24 protein-coding genes and 1 pseudogene are annotated in these 22,218 nt (G+C 33.3%); 21 read left to right on the forward strand and 4 right to left on the reverse strand.

Features of this window, described 5'->3' with window-relative positions; translation table 11 throughout:
- The first annotated feature begins 220 nt into the window (after window positions 1-220).
- The 15 genes and pseudogenes from FG384_RS12375 (at window position 221) to FG384_RS12445 (ending at window position 12,012) form a co-directional block, all read left to right on the forward strand.
- On the forward strand, window positions 221-697 hold the full coding sequence (locus FG384_RS12375) for a GyrI-like domain-containing protein (protein WP_142642918.1): 477 nt from the start codon (window positions 221-223) through the stop codon (window positions 695-697).
- Window positions 698-933: 236 nt separating this feature from the next.
- Window positions 934-1,272, forward strand: a complete 339-nt coding sequence (csaA, locus tag FG384_RS12380) for a chaperone CsaA (protein ID WP_142642919.1) — start codon at window positions 934-936, stop codon at window positions 1,270-1,272.
- Between the two features lie 289 nt (window positions 1,273-1,561).
- Window positions 1,562-2,029 carry a GNAT family N-acetyltransferase gene (locus FG384_RS12385; RefSeq protein ID WP_142642920.1) on the forward strand — a complete coding sequence of 156 codons (468 nt, stop codon included), beginning with the start codon at window positions 1,562-1,564 and terminating at the stop codon, window positions 2,027-2,029.
- A 144-nt stretch (window positions 2,030-2,173) separates the two neighbouring features.
- A complete protein-coding gene (locus FG384_RS12390) occupies window positions 2,174-2,845 on the forward strand; it encodes an AlkZ-related protein (RefSeq protein ID WP_142642921.1) in 672 nt (223 codons plus the stop codon).
- Between the two features lie 132 nt (window positions 2,846-2,977).
- A complete protein-coding gene (locus FG384_RS12395) occupies window positions 2,978-3,526 on the forward strand; it encodes an ATP-binding protein (protein WP_142642922.1) in 549 nt (182 codons plus the stop codon).
- A 366-nt stretch (window positions 3,527-3,892) separates the two neighbouring features.
- Window positions 3,893-4,453 (forward strand): AAA family ATPase, encoded by a 561-nt coding sequence (locus FG384_RS12400; RefSeq protein WP_142642923.1) that lies wholly within the window; start codon window positions 3,893-3,895, stop codon window positions 4,451-4,453.
- A gap of 52 nt (window positions 4,454-4,505) precedes the next feature.
- Complete coding sequence (locus FG384_RS12405) at window positions 4,506-5,120, forward strand: zinc dependent phospholipase C family protein (RefSeq protein ID WP_142642924.1); 615 nt, start codon at window positions 4,506-4,508, stop codon at window positions 5,118-5,120.
- Between the two features lie 168 nt (window positions 5,121-5,288).
- Window positions 5,289-6,125, forward strand: a complete 837-nt coding sequence (locus FG384_RS12410; protein ID WP_166462446.1) for an alpha/beta hydrolase — start codon at window positions 5,289-5,291, stop codon at window positions 6,123-6,125.
- Window positions 6,126-6,201: 76 nt separating this feature from the next.
- Complete coding sequence (locus FG384_RS12415; RefSeq protein ID WP_142642925.1) at window positions 6,202-6,999, forward strand: class I SAM-dependent methyltransferase; 798 nt, start codon at window positions 6,202-6,204, stop codon at window positions 6,997-6,999.
- Between the two features lie 448 nt (window positions 7,000-7,447).
- On the forward strand, window positions 7,448-8,371 hold the full coding sequence (locus FG384_RS12420) for an alpha/beta hydrolase fold domain-containing protein (RefSeq protein ID WP_142642926.1): 924 nt from the start codon (window positions 7,448-7,450) through the stop codon (window positions 8,369-8,371).
- A gap of 114 nt (window positions 8,372-8,485) precedes the next feature.
- Window positions 8,486-9,471: pseudogene (locus tag FG384_RS12425) on the forward strand (NAD(P)-dependent alcohol dehydrogenase).
- Between the two features lie 312 nt (window positions 9,472-9,783).
- Complete coding sequence (locus FG384_RS12430) at window positions 9,784-10,581, forward strand: MBL fold metallo-hydrolase (RefSeq protein WP_142642927.1); 798 nt, start codon at window positions 9,784-9,786, stop codon at window positions 10,579-10,581.
- 86 nt (window positions 10,582-10,667) lie between these two features.
- Complete coding sequence (locus tag FG384_RS12435; protein ID WP_240793416.1) at window positions 10,668-11,165, forward strand: GNAT family N-acetyltransferase; 498 nt, start codon at window positions 10,668-10,670, stop codon at window positions 11,163-11,165.
- 141 nt (window positions 11,166-11,306) lie between these two features.
- A complete protein-coding gene (locus FG384_RS12440) occupies window positions 11,307-11,666 on the forward strand; it encodes a hypothetical protein (RefSeq protein WP_142642929.1) in 360 nt (119 codons plus the stop codon).
- A gap of 169 nt (window positions 11,667-11,835) precedes the next feature.
- A complete protein-coding gene (locus FG384_RS12445) occupies window positions 11,836-12,012 on the forward strand; it encodes a PspC domain-containing protein (RefSeq protein WP_338101332.1) in 177 nt (58 codons plus the stop codon).
- An 81-nt stretch (window positions 12,013-12,093) separates the two neighbouring features.
- On the opposite strand, the gene FG384_RS12450 is transcribed toward FG384_RS12445, so the two are convergent.
- Entirely contained in the window at window positions 12,094-12,510 is a 417-nt protein-coding gene (locus tag FG384_RS12450; protein ID WP_142642930.1) for a DUF1284 domain-containing protein, read from the reverse strand.
- Window positions 12,511-12,799: 289 nt separating this feature from the next.
- Here FG384_RS12450 and FG384_RS12455 point away from each other — a divergent pair, with 289 nt between their 5' ends.
- From FG384_RS12455 to FG384_RS12465, 3 genes are all read left to right on the forward strand, one after another.
- Window positions 12,800-13,441, forward strand: a complete 642-nt coding sequence (locus tag FG384_RS12455; protein ID WP_142642931.1) for a CPBP family intramembrane glutamic endopeptidase — start codon at window positions 12,800-12,802, stop codon at window positions 13,439-13,441.
- 244 nt (window positions 13,442-13,685) lie between these two features.
- Complete coding sequence (locus tag FG384_RS12460) at window positions 13,686-14,333, forward strand: formylglycine-generating enzyme family protein (protein WP_205961793.1); 648 nt, start codon at window positions 13,686-13,688, stop codon at window positions 14,331-14,333.
- A gap of 248 nt (window positions 14,334-14,581) precedes the next feature.
- Complete coding sequence (locus FG384_RS12465) at window positions 14,582-15,085, forward strand: DinB family protein (RefSeq protein ID WP_142642933.1); 504 nt, start codon at window positions 14,582-14,584, stop codon at window positions 15,083-15,085.
- 410 nt (window positions 15,086-15,495) lie between these two features.
- Here FG384_RS12465 and FG384_RS12470 read toward each other — a convergent pair whose 3' ends face one another.
- Window positions 15,496-16,500: a nucleoid-associated protein gene (locus FG384_RS12470; RefSeq protein WP_142642934.1), complete on the reverse strand. Its 1,005-nt coding sequence runs from the start codon at window positions 16,498-16,500 to the stop codon at window positions 15,496-15,498.
- A gap of 117 nt (window positions 16,501-16,617) precedes the next feature.
- Window positions 16,618-17,253, reverse strand: coding sequence for a pentapeptide repeat-containing protein (locus FG384_RS12475; RefSeq protein WP_142642935.1), 636 nt, complete (start codon window positions 17,251-17,253; stop codon window positions 16,618-16,620).
- A 412-nt stretch (window positions 17,254-17,665) separates the two neighbouring features.
- On the opposite strand from FG384_RS12475, the gene FG384_RS12480 reads away from it, so the two are divergent.
- Complete coding sequence (locus tag FG384_RS12480; RefSeq protein WP_142642936.1) at window positions 17,666-18,355, forward strand: aspartate/glutamate racemase family protein; 690 nt, start codon at window positions 17,666-17,668, stop codon at window positions 18,353-18,355.
- Between the two features lie 616 nt (window positions 18,356-18,971).
- Here the strand turns inward: FG384_RS12480 and FG384_RS12485 are convergent.
- Entirely contained in the window at window positions 18,972-20,663 is a 1,692-nt protein-coding gene (locus FG384_RS12485; protein WP_142642937.1) for a M3 family oligoendopeptidase, read from the reverse strand.
- Window positions 20,664-21,403: 740 nt separating this feature from the next.
- Here FG384_RS12485 and FG384_RS12490 point away from each other — a divergent pair.
- Together FG384_RS12490 and FG384_RS12495 are read left to right on the forward strand one after the other, a co-directional pair.
- Window positions 21,404-21,730 carry an ArsR/SmtB family transcription factor gene (locus FG384_RS12490; RefSeq protein WP_240793417.1) on the forward strand — a complete coding sequence of 109 codons (327 nt, stop codon included), beginning with the start codon at window positions 21,404-21,406 and terminating at the stop codon, window positions 21,728-21,730.
- Complete coding sequence (locus FG384_RS12495; RefSeq protein ID WP_142642938.1) at window positions 21,727-22,143, forward strand: SRPBCC family protein; 417 nt, start codon at window positions 21,727-21,729, stop codon at window positions 22,141-22,143. Before FG384_RS12490 ends, FG384_RS12495 begins: the two co-directional genes overlap by 4 nt.
- Window positions 22,144-22,218: the final 75 nt, after the last annotated feature.

A 22,218-nucleotide genomic window follows, 5' to 3' on the forward strand; every position in this document is an offset into this window, starting at 1 on the left:
CAAGTTGAGCCAACATTTAGTTGGCTTTTTTGTTGCACATTTGGAACATAATTTGTCGTAAAGAAAGAGAACGTCCACAGGGCGTTCTTTTGTTTTAGGATGAATCTTAATCGAAGCATAACCTACCAATATTTTTTAGTTATTTGGATCATAAATCATAAGATAAGAAGGTATTTGATTTTGATATGCAGAAATTATAATATACTGAAAATAGGAGGATATGAAAGAAATGACAATGGAGAATAAGACAATTAAAGAACTTCATGAATTAAGGTTAGTAGGATTTCGAGTTTTGTGTGCTGGGGAACAATATATAGAGGAAATACCAAAAGCATCATTACGCCTTAGCGAGTGTATTAGCGAAATTAAACATGTTGTCAATCCATTACAACAATTTGGTGCATTTGTGGTAGATAATGATACCGTTGAGGAAGATGGTTATTGGGTTTGTGTAGAAGTAAAAGAGTTCGAAGATATTCCGACTAATATGGTGACTTTAACAGTACCACCTCAACGATATGCTATTACAAGACATTTAGGTCCAAATTATCAAATAAGTAAAGAATATAATGAATTACACAAATGGATTGAAAAAAACAACCATATAAGACTAAAGAATAAGTGGCATTTAGAAAAATTTTATAGTTGGGAAGATAAAGAGGAAATTGATGTAGAGTTGTTTGACACAATAAAATAAATTTGGTTTTCTTTTGCATTAGATCAAATAGTAATTTCTCAGCACGGTTTTCTATTGGCTTTTTATATCTCTTTTAGGGAAAAATAGTCTTCTCTGTCCAATAATAATTTCAAAAGAAGTTGTTCCTTATCTATCTTTTGATACTTCTCTAAATACACAAAAATCTCAACAATTGCTTATAACTAATTTTCGTACAGTTTGACTAATTTATTTAAATTTTTTGGGAGGTAATAATTTTGACCTTAACAACAATAGAAGAATTTCAAAAACTAGATATTCGTATTGGTACTGTAATAAGTGCCGAATCCTTTCCAGAAACACGTAATCCATCAATTAAACTAAGTATTGATTTTGGTGAAGAATTAGGAATTAAACAATCTAGTGCGCAATTAACAAGAAGATACACTCCAGAAATATTGATAGGTCGCCAAGTGATAGCGGTTGTAAATTTTCCTCCACGTCGAATCGCGGGATTCAAATCTGAAGTATTGGTTGTTGGCGGTGTCCAAGAAGAAGGTGATGTAATTCTGTTAAAGCCAGATGAAACTGTTAAAAATGGTACACCGATTGCCTAGAGTCTTAAAAAACATAATAATTTTCAACTATATAATTGGTGCTAATGTGGAAGAATTTGCTTAATTAATAAATTTAGCTTTTATTATTCAATTTCCAGAAGACCCTGCTCAATTCGATTAAAAAAAGAGGAGAGCGTACAATAATAGGTCTATGGATTTCGGTGGACTATTAGTATTGACTCCTCTTAAGCTTTTTTCATTCTCTGTGGGGCAGCCTAATTAGTGCTGCATGGTTGACTAACGGGGCGGTTTAGAGACAGAAGAAATAATGGGAGGGGAGGATAATTAGATGAATATAAGACTTGCTGAATCAAATGACATTAAGCAATTAATAAGAATGAGATGGGATTTTACAATAGAATTTGATGAAAGTAAAAATAACGAACAGACTATGTTTAATAATTTTGAAAAGGAATATCAAACTTTTTTAGAGTCTGCACTTAATAGTATCCAATGGTTTATTTGGGTTGCGGAGGAAGATGGAAAAATTGTTTCACATATATATATAGAATTAATACATAAAGTACCACGCCCTGGTAGAATAACACATCCATTTGCTTATATGACGAACGTATATACAATTAAAGAATTTAGAAATAAGGGTATTGGAAGTAAGCTACTTACCAAAATTAATGAGTGGACTAAAGAAAAGAGATATGAATTTATTATTGTATGGCCAAGTGATGATAGCATTAATTATTATAAGAAAAATGGATACGTTCATTGTACAGAACCTATGGAGTATTTTCCTACTTAAAGTAACGGGTGCTATAACAGAACAGAGCAAACTGAAGACAGCCTTTTTTGTTTCAACTAAAGGGGCAGGTTAGTTCAAGAAGGAAAATCTTGTTATATATAGAAATTATGTATATGTCTATTTTTTAAAAGGAGATAAAAAAAGATGGAATATAAAGTGAAAACTTATGGAGATGCCATAGATGTAATAGAAGAGATTGGTATACTTCCCCTTGCCCCTTTAATACCTGATTTCCCTTCTTTAAATACTATTACTCTTCCAGAGTATTGGCATTCCGATACAGAGTTTGATCCTTGGATTTGGAGAACGAAATTTTCAACTGATGGAGTTGCAGGATACGGTAAATTCATTAAGAAAAAATCGATATTAGTTTCACGTCAGCTTCTTCCATATGTAAAAAGGGTCTTAGGTTATGCTGAGTCCGTTGAGCAACGCTATTATGATGGGAACGTTTCAAAAGAAGCATTTGAAATATACAATATAATTAGCCAACTGGAAGGGATAGACACAAGGGCGTTAAGAGTAAAAGCAGGATTAAAGGAAAGAGATAAAAAAAGGATATTTGAGAACGCGTTATTAGAATTACAAGGATCAATGGATATTGTAATTTCAGGCATACAGGAGAAAAGAAATGAAGACGGTGAAAAGAATGGATGGAGCAGTACAGCTTTTGAGACTTATGATTCTTGGGCTATTAGAAATAAAATAGACACTATAAATAAAGACAAAGAGGAATCAAGGAAATATCTACTATCCTTTTTTTCAAATGTATGCAGTATTGAATCGCTAAAGAAACTTGAAAAAATATTTGCGTAGTAAAGAAAAGAATTGGAGTGAATTAGTTTAGAGCGGACAGACACACACACGATTCAGAATATTTACTTTAAAACATATGTGTACGAATAGGTAGAACTAACTTAAAAATTATTTAAAATTGAGAGGAGAAAAATGAAAAAAATACATATTTTCGGTGCTTCTGGTTCTGGTACATCTACACTGGGAACATCATTATCAAATGAGCTACTTTACTCTCATCTTGATACCGATGATTATTTCTGGATAAAAAAATTTACAGATATAAGAGAAGTAAACGATAGAAAGAAAATACTGAAGGAAGACTTATTAAAGTATGAAAAGTCGGTTCTGTCGGGGGCATTATGTGGTTGGGGTGATAGCTTAATATCATATTTTGATTTGGTAATATTTTTATGGATTCCTGAAAATATTAGACTGGAAAGGCTACAACAAAGAGAGTTTGAAAGATATGGTGATGAAATATTAGCTGATGGTAGCAAACATGAACAATATAAGAAGTTTATTGAATGGGCTTCCTTATATGATAGTGCAGGGATGGAAGTTAGAAGTAAAATACTACACGAAAATTGGATGGACGACCTAACTTGTCCAGTGTTAAGAATTGAAGGAAATTATACAGTACAAGAGCGAGTAGAAATCACTTTAGAATATTTACGGTCGAATGGGAAACAAACAAAATAGTTGTTAAACTCCCATGAAAATTAAAGTCTTCGATTTAAAGAAAAAGACCATACGAAATCAGACTAAACTTATTTATTTTTAAAAAAGTGCAGCCCCTAAATGAGGATCAAACTATGGATTGGATTATGAGGCAATTGGTTCAGTGATTGTAACGTTGTATCCTAAGTATTCAAGTCTTCGAACAGGGCAAAGGCTTTTGTTTAACAAGTTTTGCCACCATTTATATTGCTTTTTCCGTCTTCGGAACATAAAAACATCTCTCTTCTTCAACCACTGGTAGGTTAGTTCGGGAAGCTTACATTCTATAACAGAGACTATAAGAAAAATATATGGTGATCTTTTCATTACTGTTTGGAGGAAGGTACTATGAAAAAGTTTGTTTTTATATTTGGTCCACAAGCAGTTGGAAAAATGACTGTCGGACAAGAATTAGCTAAGGTAACAGATTTAAAGTTATTTCATAACCACATGACTATAGATTTACTTGAGCCACTATTCGGATTTAGTACAGAAATGTGGAGATTAACACAACTATTTCGGCAGGAAATATTTAATTCATTTTCGAAAAGTGATAATTATGGGATGATTTTTACTAAGGTATGGTATTTCAATCAAAAAGAGGATTGGGATCAGATTGAAAACATGTGTCAAACTGTCTCTTCTCAAGGGGCTGATATTTATTTCGTTGAATTAGAGGCCAACGTAGAGGAGAGATTAAAACGAAATAAGACACCGCATAGACTTGAATATAAACCAACTAAAAGAAACATTGAACAATCTGAACAACATTTACTAAGTACCATAGAAAGTAGTAGGTTGAATTCTAAAAAGGGTGAAATTGACAAGGAACATTATTTAAGAATAGATAACACTTATTTGAGTGCGGAAGAAGTAGCTCAAATAATTAAAAAAGAGTTTCAATTATAATGTTCTTGTTCAACTAACGGCGCAAAATAGTTATTGAAGGGTGAGGGGAATTATGGGTTCAAGAATCATGCACTTGGTTATTGCTAATAGAATTGCAGATTGTCTCTCAATAGAAGATAAGACATCATTTTTACTTGGAGGAATTGCGCCAGATGCTGTTTCAACTAAAGACTCATCACATTTCTTTAAAGGTGAAGTACAAGATTATTCAAGAAGCATTGATTATAAAGGATTTTTACATCAATATAGTTCGCAAGTAGAAAGTCAAAGTCATTATATATTGGGATACTTTACACATTTAATCGCTGATGACATATGGCTGAAAGGTTTTTATCTTCCTTGGTTGAAAAATAGAATGGAAGCTAATAAAGAAATGTTTGATTTATACTATAATGATTTCCAATTATTAAATGGAAAATTATTAGAATACTATGGTTTTACAGATGAATTAAGAAAAATGCTCAGTAATCTTCCTACTATATTTGATTTGCAAGAGGTTAAGTCAAAAGAAGTTGAAGATTTCATTCCTTATGTATTAGGCGATATGAAATATGATAAGGAAGTTATAAATGAAAAACTTAATGTATTTACGTTTAATCAGATAGTTGGTTATATAGAGACATCCGTTGATAAAGGCTTATTGAATATAAAACCTATACTTACATAATATAATTTCTTTTTGCTTATTGAACTAGCTGGGCAAGTTAGTTGAAGAAGGGGGGCGTTGATCAAGTACCAAGTAGGATTAATGCCCCTTTTTGTTGATCTTATGGAACTAAAGGGGCTGGTTAGTTTAAGAAGGAACAGAATTATTAACAATGGAGGGAACAATGGAATGCCGAAATGGATAAAAGAGATGATTAAAACTACTCGTGGGACGTTTGAAGTGTTTGTCAAAGGAGAAGGAGAACCTATTTGTATAACTCATCACTACTCAGAATTTAATGAGACAGGGGATTATTTTGCGGATACATTTACGGATAACAATAAAGTTTTTTTAGTTAACTTAAAAGACGCTGGAAACTCAGATAAGGCAAACTATGCACACGAATTAAGTATGATAGATGCCGTTCTTGACCTTGAAGAGATACGAAAAGTGAAAGGTTTTCCGTCTTGGACATTCGCAGGTCACTCTACAGGTGGGATGATTGGAATAATATATGGTATTCATTTTTCATTTTCTTTAAAATCCCTTATTATAGTTGGTTCTTCCGCAAGAGAATATAGTTCATCCTCAAATAGGTGTATTTATAATGAAGGACATCCTAAATTTAAACGAATGCAAGAATTGATAGAGATTTTAAAACTCCCAAGCCTTTCTGAGGAAGAAAGAAAAAGATTATCTAAAGAAAGAACACAATTGTCATTATTTACACCTGACAATTATGACTTATATTTTTCAAAAAATATCACTAAAAAGATGTCAGCAAGCAGGATGAATTTTTTCAGTCGAGAACAACTTATTTTTGATGTTACTCGCCAATTGCCATCAGTTAAAACAAATACTTACATACTTTGTGGTAGACATGATGTTCAGTGTCCTATTGATTTTTCTATTGAATTAGGAGAATTAATTACAGCCGCTTCTCTCCATATTTTTGAACAAAGTAACCATTATCCATTTTTAGAAGAAGAATTCGAATTTAAAAAGATATTAAAAAATATATTATAAAATTCGTTAACTAAAGAAGGTTAGTTAAATAGAAAGTTTATTTACATTTTGAGGGTATAAATAAGGGGACGATTAAATGAAAGATTATGGGGATGACTTGTTTAAAGGCACAGCCTGGTATTATTCACGATATAGACCATTGTATTCTGCAACTTTAATCAGATTTTTAAGAAGTAAGTTTTCTTATGATGGAAATGGCAGCATGCTAGATTTGGGATGCGGTGATGGAAGATTAACATTAAGGTTCTCTGATTGGTTCGAAAAAATAGTAGGTTTAGATACGGAGCCAGAGATGATTCAGGAGGCTGAAAGAATCAGTAAGGAAGCTAGAGTAGAGAATGCAAATTGGTTTATTGGTGATATTGAAAAATTTAAAAGTAAATACAATACAACCTTTCGATTTGTAACTATTGCAAAGGCATTTCACTGGATGGATAGACCAAACGTTCTTGAAAGTTTATACGAAATGATTGATGTTGGTGGAGGAATAGCTATTATAGATAATTACTCTCCTAATGAAATGCTTCTACCTTGGCAGGAGAAAGTCCAAGAAGTTATAAAACATTGGTATGGGAATGAAAGGAGAGCAGGGAAAATTACATACAGTCATCCAGCAGTTAGCCATCAGGAAATTATATCTAAATCAAAGTTCGACTTAGAAATTCATCAAATGCCTACTTATGAGCATCTATGGACACTGGACTCTATAATCGGTAATCACTATTCGACTTCTTTTGGTGTTAAAAGATTTCTTGGAGAAAACGTTGAATTATTTGAAAAACATTTAAAAGAGGAATTATTAGCTATTGATAAAACTGGTGTGTTCAAAGAACAAATAAATACATCAGTTAAACTTGCTTTAAAAAACAAATAAAGAGTATCTTGTTCAACTCAAGTGGCAGTTTAGTTTTGAAAAAGAAACACACCACCAAATTTTATACTTGGTCCAAATTTGGTGGTGTGTCCTCACTTCTTGACTCCTATAAAGTTCCTCTAAGTGTTCCATATGAGTTAGCCCCCAAACATGCATAGGCAAAAAAAGTTGAACTAATCCCTTTACATATTGTGTGACTGAATATTTTACTCAAGTAAATGAACAATTTATGTCATGACCTTAAAGTATACAATTAATGCATGCTTAGTAATAAGTAGGAGACGCCTGTTTGGAACATGAGTGCTAGTATGATGAAAATAATAACTATTTATTGTCATTTCGTGTATCTGATAAAACATAAAATAATATGAACAAGCAGAACAAATTTTATACAAAGAAAGTAAAATTTTAAAAAATTAGACTAATAATTGTGAAAGGTGGTATAAATATGACTTTAGAAATATATAACAAAAAACGTTCGTTACAAAGTTATTTATTTGAAAAATATTTGATATTTTCTAAGACAAAAATGAAATTTTCAAGCAGAGAAAACACCTTGAAGCACATTACTCAAGTTGGATTTGAAAATATCAAACCTTATCTTATAGGTAAGGTTAAATTAACCTGTGATGTTACAGAACGTTCATTTGAAGAAATGCAGGTTTTTACATTAAATGATAAAAAGTCTCCAAAACAAAAAGTTATTCTCTATATACATGGCGGTGCCCATACTCATCAACCGATAGGTCTTCATTGGAAGTTCATGGATAAAATTGCCCAATCATTGGATACAAAAATCATCGCTCCAATTTATCCTAAAGTACCTAATTTTAACTATCAGCATACCTACCCAAGACTCTTAAACTTATACAGAGAAACCCTTGAATCCATTGAAAGTCCTAAACAATTAACCATTATGGGAGACTCTGCGGGTGGAAATATATCGCTGAGCTTAGCACATTATTTAAAATTGAATAATCTTCCTCAGCCTAAAGACATTATTTTATTATCACCATGTGTTGATATGGTATTGGATAATCCTGTTATATTTGACTATGAAGCTAGAGACCCAATGTTGGCTGTAGAAGGCTACGATGTAATTAGGCGAATATGGGCGGCTGATAAAAGTTTAGATGACCCGATGATAAGTCCTATTTATGGTGATTTAGAAGGACTAGGGAAAATTACAATTTTTATTGGAACGCATGAAGGCTTATTTCCTGACAACATGAGACTTGATAAAATGCTAACTGACCAGGGAATCGAGCATAACACTTTTGTTTATCCCAAAATGAATCATGTTTTTGTTGTTTTTCCTATTCCTGAAGCTAAGGATGCCCAACGCAAAATTTTTGACATTATTAATAGTTAGTAGAATAAAAATCATCTGACAGGAAAGTTTGAGAACAGTTGTGAAGTGTGAAACCGTTGTTCTATTTATTCGCATTCGTAGATATTAATGAATATAACGAATTGGAGGAAATGAATGAAAGCAATTGTTTACACAAAGTATGGCCCCCCCAACGTTCTTCAACTGAAAGAGGTAGAAAAACCTACTCCTAAGGAAAATGAAATACTGGTAAAAGTAAAAGCGACAACCGTAACAGCAGGAGATATTCGTGTAAGGAGTTTTAAAGTTCCTCTCACTTTTTGGTTGCCCGCGAGAATTGCACTTGGTATGAGACGACCCCGAAAAGCTATATTGGGGATGGAGTTAGCTGGGGAAGTTGAGTCTGTAGGGAAAGATGTCAAGCTGTTTAAGAAAGGTGATCAGGTTTTTGCAGCATCCCAGGCAGGTTTTGGTGCTTATGCCGAGTATAAGTGTCTTTCTGAAGATGGACCAGTTTCTATTAAGCCCTCCAATATAACTTACGAGGAAGCAGCAGCCATTCCAATTGGGGCGCGAACGGCATTGTATTTTCTTAGAAAAGCTAATATTCAGAGTGGCCAAAAGGTTCTTGTTTATGGAGCTTCAGGAAGTGTAGGAACTTATGCAGTACAGATAGCAAAATTCTTCGGAGCAAACGTCACTGCAGTATGCAGTACAACGAATTTAGAATTGGTAAAATCTCTGGGAGCAGATCAGGTAATCGATTACACTTCAGAAAATTTTTCTACTAAAGGCGAGACTTATGATGTTATCTTTGAAGCGGTAAACAAGAGTTTATTTTCAGCTTGTATGAAATCGTTAAAGAAGGACGGAACCTATCTAAATATCACTATACCTTTACCAGGAATTAAAATGTTATGGACTAAATTGATAACCAACAAAAAAATAATATTGAGTCAAAATTCACCTAAAATTCCGAAGCTCTAAACTTCCTCAAAGAACTTATAGAGTCAGGAAAGTTAAAAGTGGTCATTGACAGATCCTATGAGATGGAAGAGATAGTTGAAGCTCATAAATATGTGGAGAAAGGACATAAGAAGGGAAATGTCGTCATAAATGTGGAACATAACAAAAAATCCTAATAAATGAAGCACTATCATATCAAAGATTAAGATAGTGGAACTTCATTTGATGTATTCATTAAACTTCTATATACATGGAAACACAAAAGTGAGTTTTCAATTGAGATCAAAATCAAGCTATCATTAAGCTGTCGGTAGCTTTAGAAGAACATGGGCTTGCTTAGGCAGCTCTTTTTTTCTTATTCAAATTAAAATCCAAAGAACTGAATTCAGTAACTAAAAATAAATCTTTGTTTAACTAGCAGGTGCTTTAGTTAAAGAAGGAAAGGAGTGAAGAAATAGAGAATAATAAAGGAGGAAGGGAGGATTTATATGATTCAATTCAATAAAAATAATATTACAGTTTTTCAAAGTTCATTATATATGACCACGACGGCGATAATTCAAACTAATAAAGCTGTTATAATGACTGATCCTAATTGGTTGCCTACTGAAATTGAAGTGATTAAGAACTACATAAACCAAAATATTGGTGATAAACAATTGTATATTATTTATACTCATAGTGATTTTGATCATATTATTGGTTCTGGAGCTTTTCCTGAGGCAAAGGTAATAGCTTCTAAACAATTTGATAATAATCCAAATAAAGAAGAAATACTTCGAAAAATAAATAGGTTTGACCAAGGGTATTATTTGAACAGAAACTATATAGCTGAATATCCTTCAGTAGATATTGTTGTTTCAGATGATGGGCAAAAATTAGAATTAGAATCGTTTACTATGACTTTTTATAAAGCGCCAGGTCACACTAATGATGGTTTATTTACAGTGGTCGAACCTTATGGAATTTTTCTTTCAGGGGATTACCTGTCAGATATAGAATTTCCATTCATCTTCAGTAATTATAATGACTATGTAAATACTGTCAATAAAGCTGAAAACATTTTGCTAAATCATAATATAACGACTCACGTACCAGGTCATGGTTCTACAACACAGGATCAAAAAGAAATTCAAAAAAGAATAAATTGTTCGAAGTATTACTTAAAACAACTTATTCATGATAATGGAGAGTTAGAAACCTATTTAAGCAGAGAATATAAGTTTTATGAAGGAATGAAAAGTATTCATTTTGATAACAAGAAGATGGTTAAACAAGAATTATAAAGTTTGTATGTAATTAGCTTGGAAAAAATGTACTTCAACTAACGGGGCAGGTTGTTGAACAAAGAAAACTCTTGGGGGATAGAAGAGTGAATATTAATACCATAAAAATTAGACCTTTAAGCATAGATGACTATAAGATTGTTTTAAGATGGAGTAAAGATGACACTTTTTGTTCAGCAAATGGATGGGAGAAAAATAGAAGTGAAGAAGAATTATATAGATGGTGGCTTCATTGTATAAGTAATGAATCTGAAGATTTTATTCGAATAGGAATAGAATTGGAAGAAAGGTTAGTTGGGTATGTAGATTTAGCCTGTATTAAAGATAATACAGCTGAATTAGGTATTGCAATTGGCGAGAGTATACTATGGGGAAAAGGAATTGGGTCTAATTCTATTCTATGTATGATGGATTATGCTTTTCAGAAGTTAGGAATTACAGTTTATAAAGCAGAAACTCACGAAGCAAATATTCGTTCCAGAAAAATGCTTGAGAAATTAGAATTTATAGAGGTAAGTAGGATTGGCATTGAAGAATACTTAGGAACGGAAAACCAACTAATTCAATATAGGTTATCTTTATAGGGAAAATAGTTGAACGGGGCTTTAGTGAAACAGAATTGTCAGGCTTTATTGCTATTCAACTAAAAGAGCAAGTTAGTTTAACAATAACAGGAGTAACAATACAACTACCAATAACGACTTATTGTAAAAAGGGGGGATATTTTGAAAGTAAAACAAATCTTGGTTTTCATACTTATTTCCGTTTCGCTAATTGCAACAGGTTGTACAAACAATGAAGTTGAAGGTAATGAAGTAGAAAATAATAACACTTATAGCGAGATTAGAGATGTGGTATTGAATTATATTGAAGAGCAAGATTGGAATCCTGAGCCATACTCGAGAAGTAACTGGGAAAATGCAACTGTGAAAAAAATAACGGTTGATGATAGTTATAAAAATATTAATAAGTCATATATAGGCAAAGAGATTTTTACAGTAACTATTGAAGATGCTATCGCTGCACCAACTGTTTTTGTTGACCCGGACACTTTAGAGGTGATAGGAATTATGCCTGGGGAATAATTATCTTATTCTTCAACTCACGGGTGCTTTAGTTAAAGAACATGGGGTTGCCATTAGCAGCTTTTACTTTCAATCTGTACTTGAGTAACTAAGTAGTTATTCTTTCATCTTTGCAAAACAATTTAGCACAGTCCAATTTTACAAATATGAGGGAGGTATAATTATACAAATATTAAAGAAATCATCAAAAAATAGATTAATACGAGGCGTTTGTGGCGGGGTTGCAGAATTTTTCAGTATATCCTCTACAATCGTTAGGTTAATATTTTTCTTTACAAGTCCAACATCTATTATTGTGTATTTATTTTTAGCAGTGACTTTAGAAAATGATAATAAATTATATTAACTCATCCCTTGTTATGCTAACGGGGTCTATAGTTTAAACAATTCACTTTAAAATAGAAATATATAATAAAAGAGGGAGGACTTATTTAACTTCCCTTAAGCCTTTCCCTTCAAGAATCTCTTTAATACCTTCTTCACAAACTCCATATGACCGCCAAGAACAAGTTTCACACACAATTTGAATGTCAGATGGGACGATATAATTTCGGATGTGTGATTCAATGTCCTCCCAAGTCAGAATTTGTCCGATTTTAAGCCCTAGTTTTTCTAAAATAGCGGCATCTCTTTCATAAATATTATCGTTTTGGCAGTGGTATTCACCTGAGTTTGGGTACTTTTCACACAACTGATCAGGACCCTTTACAAGTTGAATCCTCATCTTAGGGTTGTCTCTCAAGGTTTGGTGAAGAAGTGTCATATTTTCCACGTATTCTTTGGAATAGCCCATTCCCCGATAGCCCAAAAGGCAAAAAAGATGATGACCTCGCAGCATATACATGATTTTCCCCCATTTCGACAGGATCGATTTAATACAAATGTTAACCAAACAAGTTAACGAATCTTAATTATCATAACATATCACCCCTAATCAGTTGGACACTTATTATTCGCTAACGGGGCGTTAATCCAAGAATGAACTGTATCCAATTGTTAGAATCGAGTGTAACAATTGGAGGGCAGCTAGAAGGATTAACGGTCTTTTTGTTGAACTTATTGTACTAAGGGGGTAGGTTAATTCAATAAGAATAAGCTTTATTCTAAAGATTAATAGGAAAGGGGAGATAAATTTGTCAAAAATTAATAGTATATGTTTGGTTGCGATGTTAGTTATGACCATTGTGTCCGTTTCGAACTTTTTGGGATTTAGTATTGCTGGAATATCTGTTATTGTCGGTATCGTATTTTTCTTTATCAATAGAGTTTTAGAAAAAAATACTTCTTCTGATACTGGACTAAATGTGAAAGCAATTGGAATAAATCTAAAAGATAAATCAATTTTGTTTTGGATTGGTTTACCACTCGTTATAAATATTGTCTGTTTTATTTTAGCGACACTGTTCTTACCTGAATTCATAGAACATATTTATCTCAGAACAGAGTTTATGGTTTCATTAGATAAGATATTATTACTCGTCCTTCAACTTGCCATTTTAGCATTAGGTGAAGAAATTGCGTGGAGGGGTTTTTTCCAAAGGCAATTAAGCAAATGGTTACCAATCATTCCAACGTTAATTTTGACTTCTTTACTATTCTCACTAGGTCATTTAGCAGTCGGTAATATTGTAGTAGTCAGTTATGATATTTTCTTCATATTCATAAATAGTGTTTTGTATGGTGTAGTATTTTACAAAACAAACAATGCATGGATAAGTGCTATATCACATTTTATCGCTAATTTGTTCATTGTTATTGTCATAGCATTTTTTTAACTAACGAGGCTTTAGCAGAACAATAAAAGTTGGTCCGGAGACAGCCTTTATTGTTCTGGATGTAAATATTAATATTGGTATGAGATGTAAAGACATGTACTTATACAAACTGGCAAAAATCTGCAAAAAACCAAAGTAATTTTTGTATAGATTTAATGCTTCTAAAAGCGGTAAAATCTGTAAAATCAAAATCTTTGGAGGTGGTAGAGTGTCAAATGAAATAAAGAGTTTCATAGACTATCCAATGGTAAAAATTCCAGGGGGAGAAATAGAATTAAGAGACGATAGAATAAAAAGCAAATGGAATGCTGAAATAAGACCGTTTCTTCTTGCCCAATATCCTGTAACTATGGGTCTATACTACGCTATTACAAATATATCACCTAATGATTCTTTTGACGGAAATCTAAAACCGGTTGTGAATATTTCTTGGAATGATGCAATTTCTTTTTGTAATCTGCTTTCACAAAAAGCTGGACTGAAAGAGTGTTATTCAATAAGTAATGATGGTGAAAACATTATCTGTGATTGGGAATCTGATGGCTATCGACTTCCTTCAGAAGCAGAGTGGCAATATGCATGTAAAGCAGGAACTACTGGTTATAGATACGGAGATCTTGATAAGATTGCCTGGTATAAAGAAAATTCAGAAGGCAAAATTCATGAAGTAGGAAGAAAGGAACCGAATGCATGGGGGCTGTATGATATGTTAGGGAATGTTTGGGAGTGGTGTTGGGATTTATATGATGAACAAGTGTACGGCTCCTACCATATTTTTCGGGGAGGTAGCTGGGCTGAAGAGGTAAGGGGTTGTGGGGCCTCGTGTCGTCGGCGTAGCCATCCGTCATTTTGTATAGACGATCTTGGATTCCGTCTTGCCCAGTCTTATTAACTTTAACAAAAAAGTCAACTTTTGAGGTTTTTACCTTAACAATGAGTAGAAAAGCGAAAAATCACAGTCCCAATACTCTCATTATCGATATTGCATTTAAGGGTGAAGGGGCAGGTTAGTTGAAGAAGGATTATTATAACTAAACTAGAATAAACATATAAATAAATATACTTCCCATAATATATAGGTAAATTATGTATCATTTAGTTTTAATATGAAAAAACGATTGAAAATGGAGGAGATTCAATATGACACACCCCGCATTAAAAATGTACAACTACCACGTGTGGGCAAATGAAGTTATTATTGATCGTTTGAAAGAACTTCCACAGGACATTTATCATGAGGAAATTCAGAGTGGTTTTTCTTCTGTTTCAAAGGTGTTGTCTCACATTTATCTCACAGATTACGCATGGTTTGACATAATCTCAGGTAAAAGTATGGATGAAGCAATGGGGTCTACGGATCAATTAAGAAAAGAGGTGGAAACGAAAAATATTGAGGAAATGAAAAAAATATTTCTAGACTTATCTTACCGAAACAAAGCACTTCTTAACAGTCAAAAAGATATTGAAAAGTTGATAGTGGTGGATAATCCATATGCTGGATTGCTTGAAACTTCTATTTCTGACTCAGTACTACACGTTGTCACTCACGGCTCTTATCACCGTGGCAATATAGCTACTATGTTGCGTCAAATGGGTCACAACTCCGTTATGCAAGATTTTGGACTTTACCTATATTCTAAATAGTACAGAATAGTTATATCACATAATCCTTTTTAAATGGAGAAGTTCTTTCACTAATGAGTGCAATCTTTAAATAAGGAATTGCCTTCTTTATTGAATAAACAGGGAGGATGGTTCAATAAGGTTTGAATTATCTGAAGATTAGCAAATTATTGAGCGCGGATTATTTAAACTAGGCATTCAATCTGTATTTTTAGCGAAAATGGAGGAGATTAAGTCCTGCCCATTCTCACAATAAAACTCTAATGTCTTTTGCATTGTTTGGGTTGACCGTAAGAAAAAAAGAGGTGGCTAATCAAATAATAGTTAGCTTGCTTCTGACTTTTCACCATTCTAATTCGTTAAAATGCATACTTTATATAGAAAGAATCCCACACCTCAATTAGGAGTTTTGGGATTCTATCGTTCTGTGATTATATTTCCTCTTGGAAATATATTTTATAAAACTTTCGATTAGTTGCTTCATCATAGCCGACTTCAATCAGTTCATCGACTTGCTCGATATCACGTACGTTGACCTGAATTTCAATATTGGAATCAAGTTTTATTTTACGTTTATATTTTTTTTCTGCCTTTTCGATTGCACTTTCGGAAATGACAGTTTCGTATGCTTTTACCGAATTGACGATAATATCTTTTTGAACAGGATCAGTCCCTTCAAAGACTGTTTCAATATAGTCATCTACCTGAAATTCTTCTTCATTTCTAAAGTAATCGAGCGTTTTGTTTAATAACCCCAATTTCTCGGTGTTCGTAAAACTCTCTTCTTTTACAATATATTTTTTACATTCTGTTAACGCTAAATTAGTTTTATGATAATGTTCATCTGCTACCTTAACCTTTAAAAAACGCTCTTGCCAGTAAACAACATCCTCTTTTTTTTTCGTTTTCATAAAGACAGCAGGAGCTACGTCCGGCCCCATATCCATTATTACAGCCATATTATTGATTTTCTTCACATTAATACCGTCGATACCATTCACAGTCATTTTGTTTTGCTCGTTTTTCACATCTAAGAACATTTCTTTTTCATCAATTTTGACAATGGCAATTACCTTTTTTACTTCTGCATGCCATAAACAATTATCGAATAGTCCAATAAACAATTCACCACTTTTAATATTCGGGTGTTGAGATACACTTTGTAAGTGAATGGCGATATGTTTAGATTGATCAAGAAAACTGCTTTCCTGATCAAAAATTGAATTCACATATGTATAGATTTCATTTAATCCAATATCCGTTTCATGAAAAAATTCATATTTCTGCTCAAAATCAATTTTGTTAAACGCTAATTGTGTAAATGCTGCTTCAAGCATTACCTCTGGTTGAGAGTATGCCTCATCTCCCAAAATAAGTGTATCGCTCACATAATGTACGACATACTTTGCTAATTTACTTTCACTTACTTCTAGCATGGTCTTCACCTTCTAATCATTAGTTGTAGATAATTTACCATATCATACTCCGCACAATATTTTCATGTATTTTTATTTTTTATTACATTAATATTTTTTTAGATATTCAATATGAATTTAATCAGTTACTACCAAGCTCACTAGAGAAGCAAATTGAATTGCCTGATAAGAATTTACTTTGCAGCCTTTTAAATCTGCTAAAGATACAGTAAGTGATTCAAAAGTAGAATTACTAATATCTATCCCTTTTAGAGATGTTTTTTCAAAGTTTGCACTGTTAATGTTGCATAGGCTAAATTCTACGTTCTTAAATATACAATCATAAAAATCTGAACTTACTAATGAAGTATCTAGAAATTTAACTTTTTCTAGTTTTGAATTTCCGAATGCAGCTAAGTTCAGTAAAGAATTATAAAACTCAACATTGCCAAAGCGAGACTCTGTAAAATCCAGACCTAATAATTTGCAATTCTTAAATACCACTCTATGTATGGAAGAACTACTCAAATTAGTCTTTGAAAAATCGCAATTCTCGAAAATAACATCAGTTATGTCGATATTACTAAAATTAGTATTGTTAAAGTTACAGTTTTTTATGGACATTTTAGATAAACGCACTCTATGTAACACTTCATTGGAAAAAAAGGAATCATGAATTAAACACATTTCAAGCTCAGGGTCTTCTTGATAAAAAATATCTTGGAAATTCATTGTAGGTAAATCATTTGGTATTTTTGGTGAATCAATTTTCATATAACTACCTCTTTCAAATTAAATAGAGTATTTGTTAAAGATACAAACTTCCTATACCTTTAGTAGTAACTTTAAGATATTACTCATTTTAATAAAAGACTATATTTTTATGTAAATTTGTGTGCAATCTAAACAGTTTACTTAAATTTAGGCTGAGCAAGGAATCCCAATATTTCCTTTTATGAAAGAGAAGGATTCAATGTAATAAAAGAAAACAAAGAGCGTTTATCTACTTGGGACTCGTTCTGTTTGTTGAACAATTGAGCAGCTGGTAGGATAGTAAACATGGATTGATGAAGAAGGAAAAGGTTGTTAAATTGTCGAAATAAAGAATAGAGGATTTTAGTATCTTATGGTGGATATTATTATATTCAATTCTACAAATATAATGCTGTTAGGAGGAATTAGTACATTGAAAACAATAGGTTTAATCGGAGGAATGAGTTGGGAATCATCAAATGAATATTACCGGTTAATAAATGAAGAGATAAAGAGCAAATTAGGTGGATTACATTCAGCCAAATGCATTTTATATAGCGTTGACTTTGACGAAATTGAACGATATCAAGCAAACGGTGATTGGGAAAGTGCTGGACACACTTTGGGGGATGTGGCACTCTCTTTAGAAAAAGCAGGAGCAGATTTTATCGTTATTTGTACAAACACAATGCACAAAGTAATAAATTATATTGAAGAAAAAATAAATATCCCAATTTTACATATTGCTGATGCAACAGCAAATGAAATCAAGAAAACTAATGTAAATTCAGTTGGGTTACTTGGGACTAAATATACGATGGTGCAAGACTTTTACAAATCAAGAATAGAAGCTAATGATATAAAGGTATTAATTCCAGATAATGAGGAAATAGAACTTTTAAATGAAGTGATTTATGAAGAATTATGTTTAGGAAAAATCAATCAAACGTCAAAAGAATATTTTAAAAAAGTTATCGAGAATTTAGTTGATAAGGGGGCCGAAGGGATTATATTAGGATGTACAGAGATTGGATTATTAATAAAACAAGAGGATTCCGAAGTTCCAATATTTGATACTACAGTAATTCATGCTATTGAATCAGTTAATAAGGCAATTGAATAATAAGAATATCTTCTTCAACTAACAGGAAAGGGTATTGAAGAAGTTTTTTTAATGATTATTATTTAAAAGGTTCATTGGGGAATTCTTTATAAATTTACATGAAAAAAAATTAATTTGGAATATCAAAACTTTTGGTGGGTATTATGACAACTTTCATATATATGGTTAGACTTGGCGAATCACCAAATCAAATAATACAAAGGTGGTACTCCTAAAGAAATACAATGGATAAATGGGCAATACGCGGAAGATTATAGAATCTTTGATTCGCTGTATGAAGCATATGAATGGACAGATTCACTGTACCTAGATTTTTCAAACAATTTATTAAGGCAAGTTATTGTGGGATATGCAACTCCTGATGAAAAAGTATTAAATTATTTATCCAATTTTATACCTAAATGGGCAAACTACATTAATGTAGAGGTTACAGTGAATAAAGAAAAAATTCAAGTAGATTGCAAATACATTTATAGAATTTGGGTCACATACAGTGACCATAGTTGAAGAAGTGATTCAAAAGGGATGCATGGTTGAGAGAACGAAAGAAACAACACCAACTTCCGCATAAAACAAGTAGCCGAAGATGCTATTTCGGCTACCCACAGACTTACTATCAAAATGAACGGTCATCCACCTGATTGATCCAGCTTTTGACTTTTTCAAGAAGCCGCTCCATGCTTCCTTCTTCAAAAGGAGAATCCAGATCTGCACTTTTCAAAAGTTCAGGGTATGGTAGCTGTCCCCCTTGTTTGCACATTTTCAGGAAGCTCTCCCAAGCAGATTTTGGGTCATCTTGCTGTTTGACCCATAGCTGGACAGCAGCAAAATGGGCCAAATCATAGTCCATGTAATAAAAAGGAGAAATGAACAGATGCCCAATTTCATAAAACCCTGTGCCTTGCCCTAAAAATTCATTGCCATCATAGTCGCGCTCCGGCAAGTACTCGTGCTCCAACTCTCTCCACTTTTGCTTCCGAATTTCCATGGTGGCTGTAGGGAATTCATACAGGAAGTGCTCGAATTCATCAACGACTGATACAAACGGCATATAAATAAATGCTTCAGTCAAGTTGGAAAACTGGTACTTCTGCGTATCTTGCCCAAAAAACAGTTCCATCCAAGGCCAGACGAACCGTTCCATCGTGAATGAAAACACCTCACAGGAATCATAAGGAAGAATATACTCATGGATATTAGAGTGGCGGCTCATATAAAACTGAAATGCATGTCCCGCCTCATGTGCAAAAACCCTTACATCATTAGATGTACCATTGAAATTCGCGAAGATAAACGAAGCAATATCCGAACCTCTATAAGACGCGAAAGCCCCACCCATTTTGTTGATACGTGATTCCACGTCCACATTTCCTTTTTCCATCAGTCCATCAAAAAATACACCTGTTTCAGGAGACAGTTCATGGAAAATGATCCGATAAACCTCTAATATTTCTTCATGTGTCCCTTTAGGCGCTGGCGCACCGTTCGGGAAGGAAAAGCTCTCATCATAATACTTCAGTTTGGAAACGCCAATCCGCTTCAATTGCTTCTTTCTAAGCGTAGAAATGAATTGCACCCCATGCTCTTTTACTTGCTTGCGGTATTGAACGAGGTCGTGGGGCGTATGCCCTGTTCTATGCATTCGGTCATAGCCGAGCCCTACAAAGGACGAATACCCTAACGCTTTCGCGATTCGGTTGCGTGTCTTTACCAGTTCATCAAGGATTCGTTCAAAATCAGAGGCATGTTGTTCGAAATAGCCTGATTTTGCCTCAAAGGCTGCTTTTCGAACCTCGCGATCAGGTGAGCCCAGAAATGGAGCCAAGGTACTTAATCTCAGCTCATTTCCATTGAAAGGAATGACCGCTTTTCCCAACAACTGCTGATACTCGGATACAAGGCGATTTTCCTTCAGGATATCTTCTTGCACTTCATCAGAATAGGTTTTCTGCCTGATTTCTGCTATTTTGAATAACTGTTTACCCCACTGGCTCTCAAGTTGTTCCCTAAATTTTGAGTTCAGTATCTCTCTGTAGTATTCCCCTGTCATCCAAAGCCAACGCGGCTCGATTTCTTGGAAAAAGGCATGCTGTTTACTGTATTCATCATTTGCTGTATCTCCAAAGTAAAGAATCCTCGCTTCATTTTCTAACGCCTGATAAGTAAGTCGATGACGGTTCAGCCTTTCGAAATGGACATTTTGCTCATCAAATGAAGTTGCATTAATAAAGCATTTCAATAATCTTTCAAAGTCTTTTTCATACTGGTCAATATCCAAGATAACTTCCTTTTTATTTATGTTGTTCATTTTTCTCCCCCTAACCTTTTATTACTTTAAAGAGTAATATATTTTACTTTAAAATTCAATACAAAATACTCTGAAATAAAAAATAAATACTCCAAAGAGTAAAAATATAGTGGGTTTCGATAATTAATTTTCAACAACGAATATATTTACGTTTATAACTTAGAGTGTCACAATCTGGCGATTTCTATCTTATTCAACTAACGTGGGGTGTAATCTAAGAAGGATTAAAACTCTTTTTAGTTTTACTGTACTAAAGGCGAAGGTTATTTGAAGGAAAAAAGGATACTGAGATGGATTAAATGTTACAATTAATAGTGGAAAATCCATTTTTAATAAGATGAGTATAAGTATTTTTGAGAGTTAGCCTATGTATCCTTATTGGACTAAAGGGGTAGGTTAGAGGAATAAGTATTATTTTCAATAGTTAGTTCCAAAAGTGTTTTGAGTAAAAGTTTTATTCGGTTATTTTAATATGTATACACTCATACGATAACTAAAAGGGAATATAAGTGAACAGGGTTCCACGAAATGTGGATCCCTTTTTTAATAATAAAACCTGAAACAAATAGAGATGCAATTTGTACTCCAGCTGGTGAACCAATTAAGGGTTATATCAAAGTTGACACGACACCTTTTGGTGTCCTATAATAATTAAGACACCAAAAGGTGTCCTATTAGGTTGTTAAAAAGCATAATCGGTGACATTACAAGAAATATTTATGAAAAGGTGGGGGGTGATTTTGAACGAAAAAGGTCAAGTGAGGGATGTTTATGACGCAGTTGCCGATCCAACACGGCGTAAACTGCTACGTTTATTGGCCGACGTGGAAGAATTGCCTCTCAATGAGCTAACGGTTCATTTTCAAATGGGTCGAACTGCAGTTTCTAAGCATTTGGCGATCCTGAAAGAAGCTGGACTCGTAACCAACCGCAAGGTTGGCAGGGAAACACGTTATCGGCTGAATGCCACTCCGTTAAAAGAAATTAAAGATTGGGTATCTTTTTACGAAGGTTTCTGGAAAGAAAGAATTGCTAAATTAAATCTTTTATTGGAGGAAAAAAAATGAAATCAGATGTATCATTAGATTTTCAATTTACAAGTTCAATCGTGCAAGTGTGGAATGCTTTAACAGATTCGGAGACTCTTGCGAAATGGATATGGAATAATGACTTTAAACCAATCGTAGGACATAAATTTCAATTCCGAGCGGAGCCTAATGAATGGTGGAATGGAATTGTAGATAGTGAAGTATTAGTAGTGGATGAACCTAATAAGCTTTCTTACACATGGGTAAGTGCCGGAGAGAGTACTATTGTTACATGGACTTTGAAAAAAGGTTCAGATGGAATTATCCATCTACATCTCGATCAAACTGGATTTAGTGCAGAAACAAAAGCACGCGAGGGAGCAATTGAGGGAGCTAAATATGCTTGGATGAATATGAGTAATCAGCTTGAAAAAGTGTTAGCAGAACTGTAAAAATGAATTCTTCAACAATAGGGCGCAATTCGGTAACAAGAATTGTGCCCTTTCTTATTTATCTAATTTATTGGA

It is taken from the genome of Psychrobacillus vulpis (assembly GCF_006861825.1).
Taxonomy (GTDB): domain Bacteria; phylum Bacillota; class Bacilli; order Bacillales_A; family Planococcaceae; genus Psychrobacillus; species Psychrobacillus vulpis.

What these genes read in the sequence shown, in the direction of transcription:
- FG384_RS12375 (WP_142642918.1), top strand. Translation starts at nt 221, where the DNA reads ATGAAAGAAATGACAATGGAGAATAAGACAATTAAAGAACTTCATGAA.
- FG384_RS12385 (WP_142642920.1), top strand. Translation starts at nt 1,562, where the DNA reads ATGAATATAAGACTTGCTGAATCAAATGACATTAAGCAATTAATAAGA.
- FG384_RS12390 (WP_142642921.1), top strand. Translation starts at nt 2,174, where the DNA reads ATGGAATATAAAGTGAAAACTTATGGAGATGCCATAGATGTAATAGAA.
- FG384_RS12395 (WP_142642922.1), top strand. Translation starts at nt 2,978, where the DNA reads ATGAAAAAAATACATATTTTCGGTGCTTCTGGTTCTGGTACATCTACA.
- FG384_RS12400 (WP_142642923.1), top strand. Translation starts at nt 3,893, where the DNA reads ATGAAAAAGTTTGTTTTTATATTTGGTCCACAAGCAGTTGGAAAAATG.
- FG384_RS12405 (WP_142642924.1), top strand. Translation starts at nt 4,506, where the DNA reads ATGGGTTCAAGAATCATGCACTTGGTTATTGCTAATAGAATTGCAGAT.
- FG384_RS12410 (WP_166462446.1), top strand. Translation starts at nt 5,289, where the DNA reads ATGCCGAAATGGATAAAAGAGATGATTAAAACTACTCGTGGGACGTTT.
- FG384_RS12415 (WP_142642925.1), top strand. Translation starts at nt 6,202, where the DNA reads ATGAAAGATTATGGGGATGACTTGTTTAAAGGCACAGCCTGGTATTAT.
- FG384_RS12420 (WP_142642926.1), top strand. Translation starts at nt 7,448, where the DNA reads ATGACTTTAGAAATATATAACAAAAAACGTTCGTTACAAAGTTATTTA.
- FG384_RS12430 (WP_142642927.1), top strand. Translation starts at nt 9,784, where the DNA reads ATGATTCAATTCAATAAAAATAATATTACAGTTTTTCAAAGTTCATTA.
- FG384_RS12450 (WP_142642930.1), bottom strand. Translation starts at nt 12,510, where the DNA reads ATGTATATGCTGCGAGGTCATCATCTTTTTTGCCTTTTGGGCTATCGG.
- FG384_RS12460 (WP_205961793.1), top strand. Translation starts at nt 13,686, where the DNA reads ATGGTAAAAATTCCAGGGGGAGAAATAGAATTAAGAGACGATAGAATA.
- FG384_RS12465 (WP_142642933.1), top strand. Translation starts at nt 14,582, where the DNA reads ATGACACACCCCGCATTAAAAATGTACAACTACCACGTGTGGGCAAAT.
- FG384_RS12470 (WP_142642934.1), bottom strand. Translation starts at nt 16,500, where the DNA reads ATGCTAGAAGTAAGTGAAAGTAAATTAGCAAAGTATGTCGTACATTAT.
- FG384_RS12475 (WP_142642935.1), bottom strand. Translation starts at nt 17,253, where the DNA reads ATGAAAATTGATTCACCAAAAATACCAAATGATTTACCTACAATGAAT.
- FG384_RS12485 (WP_142642937.1), bottom strand. Translation starts at nt 20,663, where the DNA reads ATGAACAACATAAATAAAAAGGAAGTTATCTTGGATATTGACCAGTAT.
- FG384_RS12495 (WP_142642938.1), top strand. Translation starts at nt 21,727, where the DNA reads ATGAAATCAGATGTATCATTAGATTTTCAATTTACAAGTTCAATCGTG.